The sequence below is a fragment of the Streptomyces sp. NPDC002825 genome, assembly GCF_040295385.1.
GTDB lineage: Bacteria > Actinomycetota > Actinomycetes > Streptomycetales > Streptomycetaceae > Streptomyces.
Genome location: NZ_JBEOVH010000036.1, coordinates 40690 through 61290, shown reverse-complemented (window position 1 = coordinate 61290; position 20601 = coordinate 40690). Strand labels below are relative to the sequence as shown.

Annotated in this window: 18 protein-coding genes; 9 read left to right on the top strand and 9 right to left on the bottom strand. The window is 73.6% G+C overall.

The window, feature by feature from the left end; genetic code table 11:
• Nucleotides 1–116 precede the first annotated feature (116 nt).
• Complete coding sequence (locus ABT041_RS33400) at nt 117–1739, bottom strand: MFS transporter (RefSeq protein ID WP_351191587.1); 1623 nt, start codon at nt 1737–1739, stop codon at nt 117–119.
• Between the two features lie 127 nt (nt 1740–1866).
• Between ABT041_RS33400 and ABT041_RS33395 the strand changes: the two genes are divergently transcribed.
• From ABT041_RS33395 to ABT041_RS33365, 7 genes are all read left to right on the top strand, one after another.
• Nucleotides 1867–2505 carry a TetR family transcriptional regulator gene (locus ABT041_RS33395; RefSeq protein ID WP_351191585.1) on the top strand — a complete coding sequence of 213 codons (639 nt, stop codon included), beginning with the start codon at nt 1867–1869 and terminating at the stop codon, nt 2503–2505.
• A 121-nt stretch (nt 2506–2626) separates the two neighbouring features.
• Nucleotides 2627–3838: an alpha/beta hydrolase gene (locus ABT041_RS33390; RefSeq protein WP_351191583.1), complete on the top strand. Its 1212-nt coding sequence runs from the start codon at nt 2627–2629 to the stop codon at nt 3836–3838.
• A 74-nt stretch (nt 3839–3912) separates the two neighbouring features.
• Entirely contained in the window at nt 3913–4833 is a 921-nt protein-coding gene (locus ABT041_RS33385; protein ID WP_351191581.1) for a DUF4429 domain-containing protein, read from the top strand.
• Between the two features lie 428 nt (nt 4834–5261).
• The gene (locus ABT041_RS33380) at nt 5262–6623 is read left to right on the top strand and encodes a sensor histidine kinase (RefSeq protein ID WP_502976650.1); all 1362 of its coding nucleotides are present in this window, start codon (nt 5262–5264) and stop codon (nt 6621–6623) included.
• Nucleotides 6620–7297: a response regulator gene (locus tag ABT041_RS33375; RefSeq protein WP_351191579.1), complete on the top strand. Its 678-nt coding sequence runs from the start codon at nt 6620–6622 to the stop codon at nt 7295–7297. Before ABT041_RS33380 ends, ABT041_RS33375 begins: the two co-directional genes overlap by 4 nt.
• Before the next feature lie 243 nt (nt 7298–7540).
• Nucleotides 7541–8521 (top strand): alpha/beta hydrolase, encoded by a 981-nt coding sequence (locus ABT041_RS33370; RefSeq protein ID WP_351191577.1) that lies wholly within the window; start codon nt 7541–7543, stop codon nt 8519–8521.
• Complete coding sequence (locus tag ABT041_RS33365) at nt 8518–9714, top strand: acyltransferase family protein (protein ID WP_351191575.1); 1197 nt, start codon at nt 8518–8520, stop codon at nt 9712–9714. Before ABT041_RS33370 ends, ABT041_RS33365 begins: the two co-directional genes overlap by 4 nt.
• Before the next feature lie 284 nt (nt 9715–9998).
• On the opposite strand, the gene ABT041_RS33360 is transcribed toward ABT041_RS33365, so the two are convergent.
• A complete protein-coding gene (locus ABT041_RS33360; RefSeq protein ID WP_351191573.1) occupies nt 9999–11024 on the bottom strand; it encodes an aldo/keto reductase in 1026 nt (341 codons plus the stop codon).
• Nucleotides 11021–11431 carry a MerR family transcriptional regulator gene (locus ABT041_RS33355; protein ID WP_351191571.1) on the bottom strand — a complete coding sequence of 137 codons (411 nt, stop codon included), beginning with the start codon at nt 11429–11431 and terminating at the stop codon, nt 11021–11023. Before ABT041_RS33355 ends, ABT041_RS33360 begins: the two co-directional genes overlap by 4 nt.
• 52 nt (nt 11432–11483) lie before the next feature.
• Here ABT041_RS33355 and ABT041_RS33350 point away from each other — a divergent pair, with 52 nt between their 5' ends.
• A complete protein-coding gene (locus tag ABT041_RS33350; RefSeq protein ID WP_351191569.1) occupies nt 11484–12314 on the top strand; it encodes a serine hydrolase domain-containing protein in 831 nt (276 codons plus the stop codon).
• Nucleotides 12315–12510: 196 nt separating this feature from the next.
• On the opposite strand, the gene ABT041_RS33345 is transcribed toward ABT041_RS33350, so the two are convergent.
• From ABT041_RS33345 to ABT041_RS33325, 5 genes are read right to left on the bottom strand one after another with little or no spacing between them, the layout of a single operon-like run.
• A complete protein-coding gene (locus tag ABT041_RS33345; RefSeq protein ID WP_351191567.1) occupies nt 12511–13119 on the bottom strand; it encodes a hypothetical protein in 609 nt (202 codons plus the stop codon).
• Entirely contained in the window at nt 13116–14609 is a 1494-nt protein-coding gene (locus tag ABT041_RS33340) for an ATP-binding protein (protein WP_351191565.1), read from the bottom strand. The genes ABT041_RS33345 and ABT041_RS33340 overlap by 4 nt, the downstream gene beginning before the upstream one ends.
• Before the next feature lie 8 nt (nt 14610–14617).
• Nucleotides 14618–15301, bottom strand: a complete 684-nt coding sequence (locus tag ABT041_RS33335; protein WP_351191563.1) for a response regulator — start codon at nt 15299–15301, stop codon at nt 14618–14620.
• Between the two features lie 50 nt (nt 15302–15351).
• The gene (murJ, locus tag ABT041_RS33330; RefSeq protein WP_351191561.1) at nt 15352–17004 is read right to left on the bottom strand and encodes a murein biosynthesis integral membrane protein MurJ; all 1653 of its coding nucleotides are present in this window, start codon (nt 17002–17004) and stop codon (nt 15352–15354) included.
• Entirely contained in the window at nt 17001–18188 is a 1188-nt protein-coding gene (locus ABT041_RS33325) for a lipid II:glycine glycyltransferase FemX (protein ID WP_351191559.1), read from the bottom strand. The genes murJ and ABT041_RS33325 overlap by 4 nt, the downstream gene beginning before the upstream one ends.
• A gap of 210 nt (nt 18189–18398) precedes the next feature.
• Here ABT041_RS33325 and ABT041_RS33320 point away from each other — a divergent pair, with 210 nt between their 5' ends.
• On the top strand, nt 18399–19571 hold the full coding sequence (locus ABT041_RS33320; protein ID WP_351191558.1) for an Ig-like domain-containing protein: 1173 nt from the start codon (nt 18399–18401) through the stop codon (nt 19569–19571).
• Nucleotides 19572–19898: 327 nt separating this feature from the next.
• On the opposite strand, the gene ABT041_RS33315 is transcribed toward ABT041_RS33320, so the two are convergent.
• A complete protein-coding gene (locus tag ABT041_RS33315) occupies nt 19899–20552 on the bottom strand; it encodes a pirin family protein (protein WP_502976649.1) in 654 nt (217 codons plus the stop codon).
• Nucleotides 20553–20601 lie beyond the last annotated feature (49 nt).

Below are 20601 nucleotides of genomic sequence, written 5' to 3'. Positions count from 1 at the left end.
ACCCCCGTTTCGTCACTCTCTGTAATCACGAGAATGGCGGAGGTCGCCCCTCGACGGAAGAGGGGCCGCCCCCGTTCACGCGAACGGGTGACGGCCCCCTACGGGAACCCCGAGCGTCAGATGTGAGCGCCCATGCCGCCCGCCTCCGCGTTCTCGCCGCGCTTGGTGAGCGTGGCCACGAGGGCCGCGACGACGGCGACGCCACCGGCGACGGTGAAGGCCAGGCCCATGCCGTCGAGGAAGGTGTCGTGGATGACCGCGGTGATCTGCTGGAAGAGGCCGGGGGTCATGCCCGGGGCCTGGGCCAGCTCCGGCGGGGCCATGCCGAACTCGGCGGCCTGCTCGAGGCGCGGGTCGGCCGGGACCGGGATGCCCGCCTCCTTCCAGTTGCCCGCGAAGGCGTCGGAGACCTTGGAGGACATGACGGCGCCGAGCACCGCCGTGCCGAGCGCGCCGCCGACCTGCATGGCGGCCTGCTGGAGGCCGCCGGCCACACCGGAGAGCTCGAGGGGAGCGTTGCCGACGATGACCTCGGTCGCGCCGACCATGACCGGGGCGAGGCCCAGACCGAGCAGGGCGAACCAGAGGGACATGGCGAGGGTGCCGGTGTCGGCGGTGAGCGTGATCATGCCGAACATCGCGACGGCCGTGCAGACCATGCCGCCGACGAGCGGCACGCGCGGCCCGAACTTGGTGATGAGCGCGCCGGCCAGCGGCGAGGAGACGATCATCATCGCGGTCAGCGGCAGCAGGTGCAGACCGCTGTCGACCGGGCTGAGCCCCTTCACGCCCTGGAGGTAGAAGGTCACGAAGAACAGGCCGCCCATGAAGGCGAAGGCCATCAGGACCATCAGCACCACGCCGGCCGAGAGCGGCACGGAGCGGAACATGCCCAGCGGGATCAGCGGCTCCTTGACCTTGGTCTCCCAGAAGGCGAAGACCGCGAACAGGAGCAGGGCGCCGATCAGGCAGCCCCAGGTCTTGCCGCTGGACCAGCCCCAGGACTCGCCGGCCTTGATGAGGCTCCACACGAGGGAGGCCATGGCGCCGGAGAGCAGCAGGATGCCGAGGATGTCGAAGGAGCGGGGCGCGTTCTCGGCGCGGTGGTCCTTGAGGATGAGCAGGCCGAGGACGAGGGCGACGACGCCCACCGGCACGTTGATGAAGAAGACGGACTGCCAGCTGACGTGCTCGACGAGCAGGCCGCCGACGATCGGGCCGCCCGCCGTGGACGCACCGATGACCATGCCCCAGATGCCGATCGCCATGTTCAGCTTCTCGGCGGGGAAGGTGGCGCGCAGCAGGCCGAGCGCGGCCGGCATCAGCAGGGCGCCGAAGATGCCCTGCAGGACGCGGAAGGCGATCACGGCGCCGATGGAGTGGGACAGGCCGATCGCGCCGGAGGCGGCGGCGAAGCCGGCGATGCCGATGAGGAAGGTCTGCCGGTGGCCGAAGCGGTCGCCGAGCTTGCCGGCGGTGATCAGGGCGACGGCGAGCGCGAGCAGATAGCCGTTGGTGATCCACTGGACCTGGGCGAGGCTGGCGTCGAGGTCGTCCTTGATGGCCGGGTTGGCGATGGCGACGATCGTGCCGTCGAGCGCGACCATCATGACGCCGACTGCGACGCCGAAGAGGGTCAGCCACGGGTGGCCGCGCAGCCCCTTCGCCGGGACCGGTACGGGTTCCCGGGTGTTCCCCTGACCCTGCGGGGCCTTTTCCACGGTGGTCTGACTAGTCATGGAAAGAGGCTAATGACAGTCACTGACAATTGACAAAGCAGTTCACGCGTCGGTAACTGTCACGTAGCTCACAGGTACGCTGAGCAGGACGAATCACCTGGAAACAGCTGGACAAGGGGACCACGACGTGACCGTGCCCGGACTGCGCGAGCGGAAGAAGCAGCGCACGCGCGACGCGCTGCTCCGGGTCGCACTCGAGCTCTTCACCGAGCACGGGTACGAGCGGACCACCGTCGACGAGATCGTCGACGCCGTGGAGGTCTCCCAGCGCACCTTCTTCCGGTACTTCTCCTCCAAGGAGGAGGTCGCCTTCGCCGTCCAGCACATGGTCGAGGAGCGTTTCGTGCACGCCCTCGGGCAGCGGCCCCCGGAGGAGGCCCCCCTCGACGCGATGCGCAACGCCGTCCTGAGCTCCTGGGACACCATCGGCGAGGCCATCGCCGAGGTCGTCCCCGTCGAGCTGTACCTGCGCACGTACCGGATGATCGAGTCGACGCCCGCGCTCCTCGCCGTCCATCTGCGCCGCTCCACCGAGATGGAGGAGACCATCTCCCGGATCATCGCCGCGCGCGAGGGCCTCGACGTCGACGAGGACCCCCGCCCCCGGATCGCGGTGGCGGCGTTCAGCGGGGTGATGCGGGTCACAGGCCAGATGTGGGGCCGGGGTACGGACCAGAGCCTGGAGGCCATCCGCGCGCTCACCGAGGGGTACCTCGACCACCTCGGCCCGGCCCTGGCCCCGCACTGGCGGAAGCCCGAGCGCTAGGCAGGTCCCGCGCCGCCGCCTCCGCCAGGTCCGGCGTCATCACCGCCGCGCAGGCCCGGAGCCGCCGCCTCCGCCCCCGCAGGTCCGGCGCCGTCATCTCCGCCCCGTAGGGTGGCCGCCCGTGACCTCCGTCGACTCCTCGCCCGCCCTCGTCGCCACGCGCGCGCTGCTCGCGCTCGCCGTCGTGTTCGTGCTCCTCGCGACCACCGGGTGGACCACCATCCGGCACCGGCCCGTGCCCTGGCCGTCCCGCGAGGCCGCGCTCGCCGCCTGGGCGCGCGACCGGATCGACCACCGTCCGCTGCCCGACCCGGCCTCCCCGGCCCCCGCCGTCGCCGCCTTCTTCGCCGGACTCGGCCCGGCGGACGGCGCCCGGCTCGCCGCCCGGCACCCCCTCGTCGTCGGCAACCTCAACGGCGTCCCGGTGGCCCTGCGCTACCGCGCCAACCGGATCACCCTCGCGCGCGCGTACGCCGCCGAGCGCGGCAGGGTCGACGACACCAGGCTCTCCGCCGAGGGCCGGCACGAGGCCCGGCGCCGCGTCGACCGCTTCGCCTCGCTGATGCGGCCCGGCCGCCAGGTCCTCGCCTTCGACCCCACCGGTACGGGGCGGGCCGCCGAGGTCCTCGGGGACCTGGAGCGGGCCCGGCGCGTCTCGGTGATCGTGCCCGGCGTCGACACCAACCTGCTCACCTTCCAGAAGACCCACGGCCGGTACGGCGCCCCCGCCGGCATGGCCGAGGCCCTCTACGCCGCCGAACGGAAGGCCGCGCCCCGCGCGCGCGTGGCCGTGGTCGCCTGGGCCGACTACACCTCGCCCTCCGGGATCGGCATCGACGCGATGACCGGCCGGCTCGCCGAGGAAGGAGCCGTACGCCTCATCGGGCTCACCGAGTCGCTGCCCCCGCAGGCGCGCGTGGCGCTCTTCTGCCACAGCTACGGCTCCGTGCTGTGCGGCGTCGCCGCGCCCCGGCTCCCCGCCCGGGTGACCGACGTCGCCGTGGCCGGCAGCCCCGGCATGCGGGTCGAGCGGGCGGCCGAACTCGACAGCCCCGCGCGCGTGTGGGCCATGCGGGACACCGACGACTGGATCGCCGACGTGCCGCATCTGGAGCTCGGCGGGATGGGTCACGGCGCGGATCCGGTCGCGCCCGAGTTCGGCGCGCGGCTGCTCTCCGCGCGCGGGGCGCTCGGCCACAGCGGCTATTTCGAGCCGGGCACGGAGAGCCTCGGCAACTTCGCCGCGATAGGCGTCGGGGCGTACCCGAGCCTGGTCTGCGCACGTGCCGACAGCGCTTGCCACGACGGAATATCCGGCACGGAAGGGCTCTGACGCGCGTAGATCACGCAATTTCGGGACCTTTCACAGGGGCGACGCAAGGGCACACGCCGCTTACGATGAGGCGTATGGGTGATGTGCTGGCCGGAATTCATGCCACCTGGGAGCTCGAGAGCGACGCACTCGTCATCCGCTTCGATCGGGGGATCCGCACGCCGAAGCTGTTCTCCGCGCTGCGCGAGAGACGGGTACCGCACGAGGCGCTGGCGTCGGTGACGCTCACGCCCGGCAAGCGGGGCACCGTCGTGCTGCACGCCGTGCCGAGGCCGGGCGCCGATCCGCTGATGGAGGCGGCCGCGGGACAGCTCAAGGAAGGCAGCGATCCGTACCGCCTGGTCCTCCCGGCGGAACGCGAGACGCTCGCCGAGCAGTACCGGGACGAGCTGCGGGCGCTTCTCGCGTCGCGCCCGGGGGCCGCGGGGGCCGTCGGGTACGAGGGCGAGGCGTACGACGCGTGCGACGCCGGGGGTGTCGCGCCCGCCGAGCGATTCCTGGTCGCGCCGCCGACGGGGCCGCAGTCCTTCAAGGCGTACGACGGGAAGGCCAGCTTCGACGGGACCTCGGAGGTCGCGTTCCGCTGGTCCTGGACCGGGGCGTCCACCGAGAAGTGGAGGTCCGGCGATCAGGTCTTTCCCGTACGGGACCTCTGCGGGGTCGAGTGGCGCTCGCCGGACGGCGTCGACGGGTACCTGCGGCTGGTGCCGCGGGGCGGCGGGCCCCGTTCCGAGCGGCCCGACCAGGACCCGGCGTGCGTCGTCTTCGGCCGCTACGGGCCCGTGTACGAGTCCCTGACCTTCGCGGCCTCGGTCCTCGCGGCGATCCGGGGGAAGGACCGGACGCCCGTGCCCGTGCCCGTGCCGGTCTCGGCGGCGGTGGATCCCGGGGCGGTGGCTGAAAGGATTCGGCATCTGGGGGAGCTGCATCGGGCGGGGCTGGTTACGGATGCGGAGTTCTCGGCGAAGAAGGCGGAACTCCTGGCGGAGCTCTGAGGGTGCGGCGCCTCGCCCCGTCCCGGGCGGTGCGGGGCGGCGCCTCGCCTCGCGCCGGGTCGCACCTCGCCCCGTCCGGGGGCGGTGCGGGGACGCCCCTCGTCTTGCGCCGTGCGAGCCGCGCGCCCGCGCCGGGGCGGGGCGGTGCCCCGTGCCCGTGTGGGCAATCGTCCCGCTGGGGCGGGACGGGTGGGCACACGGGACGGCGCCCTTAGCGGCGCCTCCGCGTTCCGAGCCTGGACCCGCTCCACGAGTGCGCCGTGCCTGCGGGCGCGGGTCAGGGCGCGGGAGCCTCTGGCGCCGGCAAGGGCGCCGTCCGTTGTGCCCACCCGTTCCGCCCCGGCGGAACGCATGCCCACAACGGGGCGGAACGCGTGCCCACAACGGGGGGTCATACCTCGGTATCACCCCCGGGGCCGGTCCTTGGTATGACGTCCGGGGGTGGGGGGCCTGCCTACTCTGTGGGCGTCATGGTTACCGCATCGCGGCCAGAGCCGCCCGCCGCTTCCCTGCCCGCTCGGGTCCGTGAGATGTTCCGGGGCCTCGGGGCCGCGCTCACCACACCCGCCGCCCCGGGGGCGCCGCTTCTCGCCGGCGCCTCGGGCCGGCCGGTGCGGCTGCTGCCGTACGTCGTCGCCCTCGCGTTCACCGCCGCGCTCCTCCCCTCCACCGTCCTGCTCCTCGTCAACGACTACGGCGTCAACGGCGCCCTCGCCGGCGCCCTCGGCACCGCCCAGACCGCGCCGCTGCTCCTCGCCGTCACCCGCCCCCTCCAGGCCTGGTGGATCGTCTTCGCCGCCGACGTCCTCGGCGCGCTCGTGCTGCTCGGCTTCGACGGCCCCCGCGCCGAGATGTGGCCCTGGACCCCGCCCATCGTCATCGGCTACTGCGCCCTCATGGTCGCGCTCGGGCTGCGCGAGTTCCGCCGGGCGCTGTTCGGGGTGTGGCTGGCCACCGGCGTGGCCGGTTTCGTGCTCGAGGCGTTTCGGCCCGCCGGGCTCAGCAGCCTCCACCTCCTCCTGCTCGTCCTGAGCGGCGTGCTGCTGCTCCTCACCTCGGCGGTCCGCGCCCGCGGCGACGCGCAGCGGCGGCTCGCCGAGCAGGAGACCATCAGCGAGGCCGAACGGGCGCGCCGCACGCTCCTGGAGGAGCGGGCCAGGATCGCGCGCGAGCTGCACGACGTCGTCGCCCACCACATGTCCGTGATCACCGTGCAGGCCGACTCGGCCCCGTACCGCATCCCCGAGCTCCCGGACGCGGCCCGAAAGGAGTTCACCTCGATCGCGGCGAGCGCCCGCGAGTCGCTGGCCGAGATGCGTCGTCTCCTCTCCGTCCTCCGCAGCGACGGCAGCGACGGCAGCGAGGGCGAGCGTGCCCCGCAGCCCGGCCTCGACCGGGTCCAGCAGCTCGTCGAGGCGACCGTACGCGCGGGCGTGCCGGCCGAGCTGCGGCTCGCCGCCGACCTCGGGGACGTGCCGCAGGCGGTGGACCTCTCCGGGTACCGGATCGTGCAGGAGGCCCTGGCGAACGTGGTGCGGCACGCGCCCGGGGCCTCGACCCGTGTCTCCGTACGGGCCGAGGACGGATGGCTGACCGTCCTCGTCGTCAACGGGCCCTCCCTGGAGGAAGGTTCCTCCGTCGAACGCGGCGCCCCCGGCACCGGGCACGGGCTCGTCGGCATGCGGGAACGCGTACGGTTGACCGGCGGCTCGCTCGACACCGGGCCGCTGCCGGACGGCGGTTTCCGGGTCGCCGCCCGGCTTCCCCTGCGTACGAAGGACACCGAGTGACCATCCGCGTGATCATCGTCGACGACCAGGCCATGGTGCGGGCCGGTTTCGCCGCGCTCCTCGCCGCGCAGCCCGACATCGACGTGGTCGGCGAGGCGCCGGACGGGCGCCAGGGCGTCGAGGTGGCGCGCTCCACCCATCCCGACGTGGTCCTGATGGACGTACGGATGCCGGAGCTCGACGGGCTCGCGGCCGCCCGGGAGATCCTCCACCCGCCGGCCGGGGTCACGCACCGGCCGAAGGTGCTGATGCTGACCACCTTCGACGTCGACGACTACGTGTACGAGGCGCTGCGCGCGGGCGCGTCCGGCTTCCTCCTCAAGGACGCGCCGCCGGCCGATCTCATCGCGGCGGTACGGGTGGTGGCGGCGGGCGAGGCGCTGCTCGCGCCGTCCGTGACCCGCCGTCTCATCGCCGACTTCGCGGCCTCGCGCCCCGCGCCGCGCCGGGACACCACGGCCCTGCGCCTCAACGGGCTCACCCCCCGCGAGACCGAGGTCCTGGAGCTGATCGCCCGGGGGCTGTCCAACCAGGAGATCGCGGACAGCCTCGTCCTCGCCGAGCAGACCGTGAAGACCCACATCGGCCGGGTCCTCGCCAAGCTGGACCTGCGCGACCGCGCGCAGGCGGTGGTCTTCGCGTACGAGTCGGGCCTGGTCACCCCCGGCGCCTAGCCCGCACGACCCGAGACTCCCGCCGGCCCACCTGACCTCGCGTCGGCATCGGCGGCCTCGTGCCCGCGCCCGTACCCTTCCGCTGACCCCCTGGGGAAAACCCCACCCCCCACCTGGTGTTGGCCGCTCCTCCACCCCCTACCCCGGTATCAGACGGGAGTTGGCTCCCCGGTGTGACGTGCCGTCACCCATTGTCTTCCTACCTTCCTCTCGCCAACGACGAGAGCGAGGGAGGGCGGGCCGATGCGCCGCTTCACGAGGACCCTGATCACCGCGGCCGTGGTGACCGGCGTGATCGCCGGGACGGCCGGCTGGGCGTCCGGGAACAGCCAGGAGGCCGTGACCGGGGCTCCGGCCGGGACGGGGGCGTGGCTGGCTGCGGGGCTGCCCGACCCGGAGCGGATGGGCCCGGCCGAGGTCGCGCGGTTCTTCGCCGGGCTGAGTCCCGTACGACAGCACGAGCTGGCCCGGACGCACCCGACGGTCGTCGGGAACCTCGACGGGGCGCCCCTTGAGCTGCGGTACGAGGCCAACGCCCGGTCCGTACGGGACCGGTTCGCCGGGGCGCGGGTCCTCGCCCACGATCCGCGCGGCCGGGGGCAGGTGGCCCTGGTCTACGGGGATCTGGCGCGGGCCGAGCACGTGGCCGTGATCGTGCCCGGCTCCGACGTCGACGCCGGTCACGTCAAGCCGCTCGCCGACATGGCGACCGAGCTGCGCCGGGCGACCGGCGGCCGTACCGCGGTCGTCGCCTGGGCCGGGTACACGACGCCCGTCGGCGTCGGCCTGGACGCGGCCACCGGCCGCCTCGCCGAGACGGGGGCCGAGCGCCTGACCCGGTTCACGGACGGACTCGCCGCCGTCGGCACCGCCGAGCCGTCGCTCTTCTGCCACAGTTACGGCTCCGTCGTCTGCGGTCTCGCCGCCCACCAGCTGAAGGCCAAGGACCTGGTGGTCTTCGGCTCCCCCGGGATGCGCGCCGAGAACGTCTCCGAGCTCGGCACCTCCGCCCGGGTCTGGGCGGCGAAGGATCCCACCGACTGGATCGACCGGGTCCCGAACGTCGAGGTCGCGGGGCTCGGGCACGGCGCCGACCCCACCGACCCGGAGTTCGGAGCGCGCCGGATCCCGGCCGAGGACGCCGCCGGGCACGGCGGCTACTTCGCCCCCGGCACCTCCTCGCTCCGTACGTTCGCCGCGATCGCCGAGGGGGACGTCCGATGAAGGCGCTCATCGCGAAGATCGAGTCCTCGACCCCCGCCCACCGCGACCGCGCGATCGACGGGCTCCGCGCCCTCGCGCTGCTGGCGGTGCCGACCGGGCACTGGCTGCTCGGCGGTTTCACGCTCTCCTCGGACGGCGCGATCCACAACGCGAGCCCGCTCGGCACCTTCGCCGGTCTCGCGCCCGTCAGCTGGGTGCTGCAGATGCTGGGGATCTTCTTCCTGGTCGGCGGCTACGCCTCGGTCCTGTCCTACCGGCGCCGTAAGGGCTCCACGCGCGCGTGGCTCGGTGGCCGGCTCGCCCGGCTCGGGCGCCCGGTGCTCGGCGTCACCGCCGTGTGGGCGGCGCTGCTGCCGGTGCTGCACTTCGGTCTCGGGGTGCCGGTGGACACGCTGCGGACGGCGTCCACGCTGGTGATCCAGCCGCTCTGGTTCGTCGGGGTGTACACGGTGGTCACCGCGCTGACCCCGCTGTGCGTGCGGGCGGCCCGCCGTCTCGGGGTGGGGGCCGCGGCGCCTCTGCTCAGCTCGGTCGCCGTCGTGGACTTCCTGCGGTACGGGCCGTACGCCGACGCCGTGCCGTCCTGGCTGAGCCTGCTGAACATCCTGCCGGGCTGGCTGTTCGCGTACCAGCTCGGCGTCTCGTGGGGCGAGGGCCGGGTCGCCCGGCGCCACGCGTGGGGGCTGCTGCTCGGCGGCGCCGCGCTCTTCGCCGCCCTGCTGCTCGCCTTCGGCTACCCGGCGTCGATGGTCGGCGTGCCCGGCGAGGCCCGCACCAACTCGCACCCGCCATCGCTGCTCGTCCTCGCCCTCGCCGCCGCGCAGAGCGGGGCGGCGATCCTGCTCCGGGACCGGCTCGGCCGGTTCCTGAAGCGGCCCGCGCTGTGGGCGCCGGTCGTCGTGATCAACCTGTCCGCGATGACGGTCCTGTGCTGGCACCAGACGGCGATGCTCACCGCCGCGATCCCCGCCTCGTACGCCGGGGAGGTCGCCGGTCTGGTCGGCGCGCCGGACTCGGTCGGCTGGATCCTCGCCCGGCTGGCCTGGATGCCGGTCTTCGCCGGCCTCCTGGTCCTGATCGGCCGGTACGCGCGCGTCTTCGAGTCCCCGTGGGCGAAGACCGGCCCGGCCCGCCGCACCCTGGCGGGCGCGCTGGCGGCGGGATTCGCGGTCTTCGCCCTGGGGCTGGCCTAGGGCCTGTCTGACAACGCGCGCCGGATCAGGCCGGGGCGTCCGGTGCGTGTGATCGGCGTGCGGCCGGGACACCCTCGATTGCGGTCTCCCCTGCTCGAGCGAAGCCGAGAGCTCGGGGAAGGAGCTACTTGGGCGTTTCGGCCGTGCGGCGTGGGGGCACCTCCCGTGCCCGAAGGGCTACGGGGGAGTGCGTGCCGGACGGGCCGGACCCGGCGGGAATCGTCAGACAGGCCCTAGTTGCCCGGTACTGGCGTGAGCCGGGCTCGCGTGAGGACGCGCGGGCCTCAGACCTCGCGGCTCACCGCCGTGTGGCTCATGTCCGGGTAGCGGTCGCCCGTCACCAGGCCGGCGATCGGCTCCAGTTCGGCGAGTTCGGCGGCCGTGAGGGTGATGCGGGTGGCGGCCGCGTTCTCCAGGAGGCGGGAGCGCTTGCGGGTGCCGGGGATCGGGACGACCGTGAGGCCGTGCACGGCGGCGCGCTGCTGCACCCAGGCGAGGGCGATCTGCGCCGGGGTCGCACCGTGGGCGGCGGCGATCTTCCGGACCGGGTCGAGGAGGGCGGCGTTCCGCTCGGCGTTCTCGCCGCTGAACCGGGGCTGGTGCTTGCGGAAGTCGCTGACCGACAGGTCCTTGGTGGCGTCGGCGAACGAGCCGGTCAGGAAGCCGCGGCCGAGCGGCGAGTACGGCACGAAGGTCACGCCGAGCTCGGCGGCGGCGCCGACGGCGCTGCGCTCCACGTCCCGGGAGAAGAGCGACCACTCCGACTGGAGGGCGGCGATCGGGTGCACCGCGTAAGCCTCGCGCAGCTCGGGACCGGTGACCTCGCTCAGACCGAGCTGCCGGACCTTGCCCTCCTTCACCAGTTCCGCCATCGCGCCGACGGACTCGGCGAACGGGACCTGCGGGTCGCGGCGGTGCATGTAGTAGAGATCGATGGTCTCTATACCGAGGCGCCGCAGGCTGGCCTCGACGGCCTTCTTGATGTAGGCGGCGTCGTTGCGGATGCCGCGGTGCTCGGGGTTGTCGGCGCTCCGGTCGATGGCGAACTTGGTGGCGAGGGTGATCTCGTCGCGGTGGGCGGCGAGGAAGGGCGCGAGGAACTCCTCGTTGGCGCCGCTGCCGTACATGTCGGCGGTGTCGATCAGGGTGACGCCCGCCTCCAGGGCCGCTTCGAGGGTGTCGCGGGCGGCGGCCTCGTCGGTGTCCCCGTAGAACTCGCTGATGCCCATGGCGCCGAAGCCCTGGACGCCGATCTCCGGTCCGTCCTGGCCGCCGAGACGTACGGTGTCGATCTTGGTCACGCTGGTCATGAAGGTGTTCCTCCGCATGCGGTCCCGTAATGGCTGATCTTGATGTCGAGCACGGCGAGCGTGTCCTGGAGCTCGGTGATCCTGTCGAGCACGTCGCGCCGGGTGGCCTCCAGGAGCTCCCTGCGCGCGTCCCGGGTGTGGTCGCCCTCGCGCACCAGCTCCGCGTACCGGACCATGTCGGCGACCGGCATCCCGGTCAGCCGCAGCTTGCCGACGAAGGCCAGCCAGCCGAGGTCCTTCTCGGTGAAGCGGCGCTGTCCGGTGTGCGAACGGTCGACGTGCGGCATGAGGCCGATCCGCTCGTACCAGCGCAGGGTGTGCGCGGTGAGTCCGGTGATGGCCGCCACCTCACTGATCGTGTAGCGGTCCTTCCCGGCAAGCCCGGTCGTGCTCTCGATCACGCTCATGGGACCCACGCTAAAACGTTGGAGTGCACTCGAAGCAAGTAGGCTCGGCGTCATGCAGAGCAGCCTGCCGAGTCTGGCGTCGATCGAGAACTGGCCCGTCCCCACCGCGGCGGCCGCCGTGGTCCGTGCGGACGGCACCCTGGCCGGGTCCCACGGCCCCACCGGGCAGCGCTTCCCGCTCGCCTCGGTCACCAAGCCGCTCGCGGCGTACGCCGTCCTCGTCGCGTACGAGGAGGGGGCGATCGACCTCGACGAGCCGGCCGGGCCCGAGGGCGCGACCGTCCGCCATCTCCTCGCCCACACCTCGGGGCTGGCGTTCGACGAGAATCGGGTGACGGCCGCGCCGGGCACCCGCCGGATCTACTCCAACACCGGCTTCGAGGCGCTCGGCGACCATGTCGCCAAGGCCACCGACATCCCCTTCGCCGAGTATCTGCACCAGGCGGTCCTCGAGCCGCTCGGCATGGTCTCGACGACCCTGGAGGGTTCCCCCGCGAAGGACGGCGTGTCGACCGTGGACGACCTCGTGCGGTTCGCCGCCGAGGTGCAGGCGCCGCGGCTGCTCGACCCGCGGACCGTCCTGGACGCGATGACCGTCACGTACCCCGGTCTGACCGGCATCCTGCCCGGTTACGGTCACCAGAGGCCGAACGACTGGGGGCTCGGCTTCGAGATCCGCGACGGCAAGTCCCCGCACTGGACGGGCGCGAGCTCCTCGCCGCGCACCTTCGGGCACTTCGGGCAGGCCGGCACGTTCCTGTGGATCGACCCGGACGCGCGGGCCGCGTGCGTGGCGCTCACCGACCGGCCCTTCGGGCCGTGGGCGGTCGAGGCCTGGCCGCCGTTCACGGACGCGGTCCTCGCGGACCTGCGCGCCCTCTGACGCGGACAGGACTACGGGTACAAGGGTCTGCGGGCCCCCCGATCCACCGTTGCACGGGGCTACGGGTCTCCCGATCCACCGGTTCACGGCGCTACGGGTCCCCCGATCCACCGGTTCACGGCGCTACGGGTCCCCCGATCCACCGGTCCACGGCGCTACGGGTCCCCCGATCCACCGGTCCACGCGTCTGCGGGTCTCAGCGCTCGCAGCGGGTCGCCGGGAGGGTGCCGTCCTCGCCGGCGAGGGTCACCTCGGCCATGCCCCCGCCGTCCTCGGCGTACGCGACCGTGCACACCAGCTGCTGGACGGCCGCGTCCGACAGGTTCATGACGGGGAACGACGTCCGGACCCGGAGGATCCGGCGGCCCTCCGCGGTCACGCCGGCTTCCTCGATCGGCTCGGCGTGCGGTGCGAACCCGGATGTCCCGGCCGCCGGCAGGCCCGTCGTGAGACCGGCCGCCCTGTCGGCGTCGGCCGGTCCCGCGAGGAGCGCGGCGAGCACCTTGTCGGTGGCGACCGAGGTGCCATGGCTCTCGCGCAGCGCCTGGGTCTTCCGGTCCTCCTCCGACTCGGAGACGCCCGCGGCGGACGACGGATCGGGGAACAGCCGGCCGTCGTCGCGCGCCACCGGCGTCGGCCGGCCGTCCGGCCCGAGGAAGTAGAGCACCATGCGGAACTCGGGCGGCGGGTTCACCGCGACGGTCGCTGCGCCGCCCGCCTCGACGACGTCGCTCTGCTGGATCCCGCAGGCGGCGAGCGACACCACCCCGAGCAGGGCCGCGGCGGCGGCCGTCCGGCGCCTCACAGCGGCATCCGCACGGTGAAGACCGCCCCGCCCGCCGGGTGGTTGGCGGCCCGGACGGTGCCGCCGTGCAGCCGGACGTTCTCCAGGGTGATCGCCAGACCGAGGCCGCTGCCCGCCGAACGGGTCCTGGCCTGGTCCGCCTTGTAGAAGCGGTCGAAGACGTGCGGCAGCACGTCCGGGTGGATGCCCGGCCCCCGGTCGGCGACCTCCGTCACGAGCTCGTTCCCCTCCGCGTACAGCCTGACCGTCACCGGCGCCGCCCCGTGCCGCAGGGCGTTGCCGACGAGGTTGGCGACGACGACGTCGAATCGGCGCGGGTCGAGCCGGGCCCTGATGCCCTCCTCCAGGTACGGGACGACCTGCGCCGGGTCGGTCCAGTGCCGGTGCTGGAGGGTCTTGCGGACGCAGTCGGCGGCGTCGACCTCGTCGGTGTGCAGCTCGGCGGCGCGCGCGTCGAAGCGGGAGATCTCCATCAGGTCCTCGACGAGCACGGCGAGCTTCCCGGTCTCGGCGCTGATCAGTCGCACGGCGCGGGCGGTGTCGCTGTCGAGGCTCCCGGCGTCCTCGTCGAGGACCTCGGTGACCGCGAGCATTCCGGCGAGCGGGGTGCGCAGTTCGTGCGAGACGTCGGAGGCGAAGCGGCGGGCGCGGGCCTCGGCGTCGCGGAGTTCCGTGACGGAACGTTCCAGCTCGGCGGCGGACTCGTTGAACGTGCGGGCGAGATCGGCGAGTTCGTCGCTGCCCTTGGCGTGGATGCGGGTGTCGAGCCGGCCCCGGCCCATGCTGTGGGCCGCGTGCCGCAGTTCCCGTACGGGGCGGAGCACGCTGCGCGAGGCGATGAGCGCGGGGATCAGGGCCACGGCAAGGGCCGGCAGGGCGCCGTCGCGGGCGGCGCTGACCATGGCCTCGATGTTCGCCTCCTCGTCGTCGAGCTCCATGACGGCGTAGAAGACGAGGCCGGTGGGCTGGGCCGTTCCCTGGGTCGCGTGGGTGCGGAAGACGGCGGGGACGGCGATGGTCAGGTACGGGGTGCCGTTCTTCACGACCCGCTGGAAGCTGCCGTGCGGGGTGGCCTGCCGGCCCTGGGCGCGGGCCCGCAGCTCCGGGGTGATGACGGAGGAGGTGGGGCGGTCGGTGGAGGAGACGCGGACGGAGCCGTACTCGGCGTAGACGCGCCAGGGGCGGGGCTTGCCCTGGCGGGCGATGCCGAGGACCACCTCGCGCAGGTGTTCCGGGTCGGCGGGGAGGGTGATGACGAGCGGGTCGACCTGGTCGCGCAGGGCGGAGACGGCGGTGTCCTGGGTCTGCTCCAGGATGGCGTTGCGGGCGGCGCGGTAGGTGAGCGCGGCGGTGGTGCCGCAGCCGACGGCCGCGACGAGGAGGAAGGCGAGGACGAGGCGGGTACGGAGGCCGAAGGGGTGCGGACGTGGGCGGCGGGCGCGGCGGCGGGCCCGTCCCGCCTGCGGCTCGGTGTCGGGCTCCGGGGTCACGCAGGCCTTCACAGCGGACCGAAGCGGTAGCCGAAGCCGCGCAGGGTCTGGATGTACCGGGGTTCGCCCGGGGTGTCCTCGATCTTGTTCCGCAGCCGGCGGACGCAGGCGTCCACGAGCCGGGCGTCGCCGTGGTAGCTGTGCTCCCAGACGTGTTCGAGGAGCTGCTGGCGGCTGAAGACCTGTTCGGGGTGGGCCGTGAGGTGCAGCAGCAGCTTCAGCTCGGAGGGGGCGAGGGCGAGGCGCTCGCCGGCCTTGGCGACGGTCAGGCCTGCCCGGTCGATCGCGAGCTCCCCGTGGAACTCGACGGCGGACCGGCCGGAGCCGGGCTCCTCGATGCGCCGCAGCACGGCCCGTATCCGGGCCTCGATGACCTCGGTGCGGGCGGGCTTGACGATGTAGTCGTCGGCCCCGGCCTCCAGGCCGACGACGACGTCGAAGTCGTCGCCGCGCGCGGTGAGCATGATGATCGGCAGCTGGCTGCTCTCCCGGACCTGCCGGCACACCTGGACGCCGTTCATGCCGGGGAGCATCAGGTCCAGGAGCAGCAGGTCGGGCCGGAACTCCCCGAGGGCGGCGAGCCCCGCCTCGCCGGTGGGGGCGGTCCGGACCTCGTGCCCGCGGCGGCGCAGACCCAGCTCGACCCCTTCGCGGACGGAGGGGTCGTCTTCTATGAGGAGCACGCGGGGCATGTGTGGAGTATCCCAAGGTCGGTTCGGGCGCCCCCACGGGGCGGGGCGGGTCAGGTGCGGCGGAGGCGGAGGCGGGTCGTGGCCGAGGCGAGGAGGGCCTGGAGCTCCGTGAGGCGCAGGGGGCGGGAGAGGAGGGCGAAGACCGCCAGGATCGTCGCCGCTCCGGCGAGGCCCGCCACGACCGGCCCCGCCACTGCCGTCGTGTCCGCGGCGAACAGGCCGTAGCCCGCCGCCGGCACGGCCGCCACGAGCAGCCGGGCCAGCGCGGGGACCGCTCCGCCCGTCGCCCCGCTCGCCGTGCCGCTCGCCGCCCCGCTCGCCGTGCCGCCGAGGCGTCGGCGCAGCACGTACGCGGTGGCCGCCCAGCCCGCCCACAGGGCGAGCGAGTACGCCGCCGCCATTCCGGTGACGGCCCAGCGGGTCGGGAGGAAGTGGTACGCGGCCAGGGACAGGCCCGCGTTCAGGGCGGCGATGACCAGGTTCAGGAAGAACGGGGTGCGGGTGTCCCGCAGGGCGTAGAAGGCCCGGGTGCACACGTACTGGCCGGACAGGGCGACCAGGCCCGGCGCGAAGGCCATCAGGGTCCAGGACATCGCGCGCACGTCGTCGCCGCCGGTCGCCCCGTACCCGAAGACCAGCGTCATCAGGGGGACGGCGAGGGCGAGGAGCGCGCAGGCCGCCGGGACGACGGCCGCGGCGCTGGTGCGCAGGGCGTACGAGACGTCCCGCCGGACCCCCGCGAGGTCGCCCTCGGCCGCCGCGCCGCTCATCCGGGGCAGCAGCGCCGTGACGAGGGAGACGGTGATGATGCCGTGCGGGACGGTCCACAGCAGGTACGCGTTGTTGTACGCGGCGAGGCCCGCGCCGCCGTCCCGCACCAGGCCGCCCGCCGAGGTGGCGATCCAGGTCGTCACCCAGTACGCGCCCTGGTTCGTGAGGACGAGCAGCACCAGCCAGCCCGCGGAGCGCAGCGGGGCGGCGAGGCCGCTGCCGCGCCAGTCGAAGCGGGGCCGCCAGCGGAAGCCGGCGGCGCGCAGCGAGGGCAGCAGGGCGAGGGCCTGGACGGCGATGCCCGCGGTGGTGCCCCAGCCGAGGAGGGCGGTCTCCCCCGCGGTGAGCTCGCCGCCGTCGCTCACGGCCAGGAAGAGACCGAAGACGGTGACGGCGACCACGTTGTTGAGGACGGGGGTCCACATCATGGCGCCGAACCGGCCCCGGGCGTTGAGGACCTGTCCGAGCAGGGTGAAGAGGCCGAGGAAGAAGATCTGCGGCAGGCACGCGCGCGCGAAGGCGATCGTCATGTCCCGCTGTCCGCCCACGTAGTCGGTGTACGTGTCGACGATCAGCGGCGCGCCCAGTACGGCGACCGCCGTGAGCGCGGCGAGGGCCAGCGCGCAGAGGGTGAGGAGGCGGTCGGTGTAGGCGACGCCGCCGTCCTCGTGCTCCTTGGCGGCCTTGACGAGTTCGGGGACGAAGACGGCGTTGAGGGCGCCGCCGAGGAGCAGCATGTAGACGATGGTGGGGACGGAGTTGCCGACCGCGTACCCGTCGGCGACGAGGCCCGCGCCGAGCGCGGCGGCGACGACGGAGGCCCGGACGAAGCCGGTGGCGCGGGAGACGAGCGAGCCGGCGGCCATGAGGGCGCCGCTGCGCAGGGCGGAGGACTTCGGCTCGGGCGGCGCCTCGGTGAGCGTCGCCGTCATCGACGGGCCAGATAGGCCTGGAAGGCGCGGTACAGCGCCCCGTTGGTCGTGCCCTGCATCGGAATCTCCCACTCCCCCAGCGTCTCGACGACCTGCCCGCCCGTGCCGAGCTTCCAGCGAAGGAGCCCGTGGGCGCGGTCGTCCGGATCAAGGGTGGAGGGTACCCCGCGCAGGTCGTAGACGGCGGCGCCGAGCGCGTGGGCGTCGAGCATCATGCGCCACTGGAGGGCGTTGGAGGGGCGGACCTCGCGGCGGTGGTCGGCGGAGGCGCCGGTCTGGTACCAGACGCGGCCGCCGACGGTGAGCATGGTGTGCGCGGCGAGGATCTCGCCCTCGTGGCGGGCGAGGTAGAGCTTCATGCGACCGGGCTGCTCGGCGTTGAGGACGGCGTACTGGCGCTCGTAGTAGGCGAGGGAGCGGCCGAGGCGGAAGCCGTCGCGTTCCTCGGTGATGCGGAGCAGCCGGTAGAACTCGGGGAGGTCGGCGGCGGAGCCGACGACGACCTCGACGCCGGACTTGCGGGCCTTGCGGACGTTGCGCCGCCACTCCTGGTTGAGGCCGGTCCACAGGTCGTCGGTGCTGCGGCCGGTGAGCGGGACCTGGAAGACGTGCCGGGGCTGGGCGTCGGCGCCGTCCTCGGAGTCGCCGCCGCACTTGCGCCAGCCACGGGCGCGCAGCCGCTCGGCGACGGCGGTTCCCAGCGGGTCGACCTCGTCGGCGAGGACGTCGGAGAGCCGGCGGCCCGGTCCGGCGCCGGCCTTGACGGTGGCGGCGTTCCACCGGCGGTAGGCGGGCCCGGGTCCCATGCGGACGGCGAAGGCGCCCAGGGAGCGCAGATGGCCGAGGAGCGGGTCGAGCCAGCCGTCGAGGTCGGGGTCGGCCCAGTCGGCGACGGGCCCTTCGGGCAGGTAGGCGAAGTACTTCCGGGTGCCGGGGAAGGGCCGGAGGAGGACGAGCGCGACGCCCGAGAGGGCGTCCCCCTCCCGTCCCCAGCCGACCAGTTGGTGGTTCCATCCCTCCTTCACCTGGGCCCAGGAGGGGAGTTGGAGGAAGCTGGGCCCCTCCGCGCCGGAGCGGGAGTCGAGGAACGCGCGGTACGCGTCGGGGGTCACGGGCCCGAGCCTGACCGGTCCTGCGGGGGCGCGACGGTCGGCGGGTGCGGCCGTCACGAGCAGCGCTGACACAACGGGAGCCTCCTTGTTCCGCCCCTCGGTGGTGGGGCGCACAGCAGGCTCACAGCCGAATTCGACGGTTGCGCGCGGCGTTTGTGACCGGACGATGACCGTTCTGCCGCAGCCGCCGTCACAGAGGCGTCCGGCGCCCCGGGGGTGCTCGGTGGCGGCCTACAGTCCAGGACATCCCACCCTTTCTCCCTCACACCGCGGAGGTCTTCCGTGCTGCCGATACGCACCTCACGTCCCGCCCTGGCGGTCGTCGCGCTGACCGTGTCCCTCACCGCCTGCACGGCCCAGGCGGCGGACGGGGGCTCGTCCGGGGCACGGGCCGCGGCGTCCGACGCGCCCCCGGCGAAGGTGACGGTCGTGAAGAAGACGGCCGGCAGCCCGGTGACGGTGACCGCTTCCGGCGGCACGCTCGCGGCGGTACGGGTCGTCGACGCCGACGGCGGTGTCCTGGAGGGCCGTACGGACGCGGGCGGTACGAACTGGACCTCCGACCGCAAGGCGGTGCCCGGCACCACCTACACGGTCGAGGTGACGTCCCGGACCGCCGGCGGCGAGGAGTCGACCAGCCGGTCGTCCTTCGCGACCCCGGAGCCCGGGAAGGTCAACAAGCTGACCCTGGCGCCCGGCAAGAACACCACCGTCGGCATCGCCCACCCCCTCTCGATCGTCTTCGACCTGCCGGTCACGCGGAAGGCGGACGTGGAGAAGCAGCTCAAGGTCACCACCTCGAACGGCACCGAGGGCTCCTGGGGCTGGGTCAAGGACTACTCGGGTCGCGACCGGGTGGACTGGCGGCCGCGGGAGTACTGGAAGCCGGGCACGAAGGTCACCCTCGAAGCGGACCTCGACGGCACGGACTCGGGCGGCGGCTGGTTCGTACGGGACTACCGCACCGGCTTCACCGTCGGCGCGGCGCAGGTCGTGAAGGTCGACCTCGACGCGCACCGGCTGAGTGTCGTGCGGGACGGGCGGACGGTCCGCACGATCCCCGTCTCCGGCGGCACGCCCGGCGGCGACAAGCGGTCCTGGCGGGGGACGGCCGTGCTGATGGCGAAGGAGGGCACCATCAACATGAACTCGGAGACGGTCGGCCTCGGCGACGCCTACAACAAGGACGTCGACTACTCGATGCGGCTGACGTGGTCGGGGATGTACGCGCACGCGGCGCCGTGGAACGCGGCGTACTTCGGCAAGGAGAACCACAGTTCCGGGTGCATCGGGATGAGCGACGCGAACGCGGCGTCGTTCTACGCGTCGGTGAACGTGGGTGACCCCTTCGAGATCTCGGGGCGGGAGACGAAGGGGACCGTGGCGGAGGGGAACGGGTACGGGGCGTGGAACGTGCCGTGGCCGACCTGGAAGTCGAAGAGCGCGCTGCGCTGACGCGGCCTGCCCGCCCGGACCCGCGCCCGCGTGGGGGCGGTGCCCCGCTGCCGTGTGGGCAATCGTCCCGCAGGGCGATGGGGGTCCCCCCTGCTCGAGCGAAGCCGAGAGCTTGGGGGAGGGTGGGCACTCGGGACGGCGCCCTCGGCGGCGTCCGCGTTCCGGGCCTGGACCCGCACCCCATGTGCACCGAGCGGGTGGTGCGGGTTCAGGCGCGGGAGCCTCTGGCGCCGGCAGGGGCGCCGTTCCGTTGTGCCCACCCGTTCCGCCCTGGGGGCACCTCCCGGACGAAGTCTGGGGGAGGAACGCATGCCCACAACGGGGGGCCTACTCGGAGCGCATCTGCCAGATCAGGCACTCCGTCGGGGTCGTCGCGTGGACGTTCACCGGGCCCTCCCCCGTCAGCCTCGCCGCGTCCCCCCGCACCAGCTCCTCCCCCGCCAGCCGCACCCCGCCCCGTACCACGTGGACGTACGTGTGGTCCGCGGCAGGCAGCGTGGCGGACTCGTCCGCGTCCAGGCGCGCCACGCGGAGGACCGCTCCCGCCGCCGGGACGTCGTAGCCGGCCCCGACGTCCCGTACCACCTCGTACGAGGGCGTGCCGCCCGGCTCCCGCGGGGCCAGCCACATCTGGACGAAGACCAGCGGGACCGTGCCGTCGTTGCGTTCGACGTGGCGGACGCCCGCCGCCGAGCTGAGGTGCTGGAGGTCCCCGGGGCGGACCACCGACGTGTGCCCCGTGCTGTCGGCGTGCGTGAGCTCGCCCTCCACCACCCAGGTCACGATCTCCGTGTGGGAGTGGGGGTGCTCGTCGAAGCCGGCGCCCGGCGCGAGCCGCTCCTCGTTGCAGGCGAGGAGCGCGCCGAAGCGGAGGTTCTCGGGGTCGTAGTACGGCCCGAAGGACAGGGCGTGCCGGGTCTCGATCCCGGCCGCCGGGTCGCCCCCGGGGTAGCGCTCGCCGGCGCGCTGGATGCGTATCACGCACGTACCGTAGCCCCGCCCCCGCACGCCGGCGTCCCGATAAGGCAGT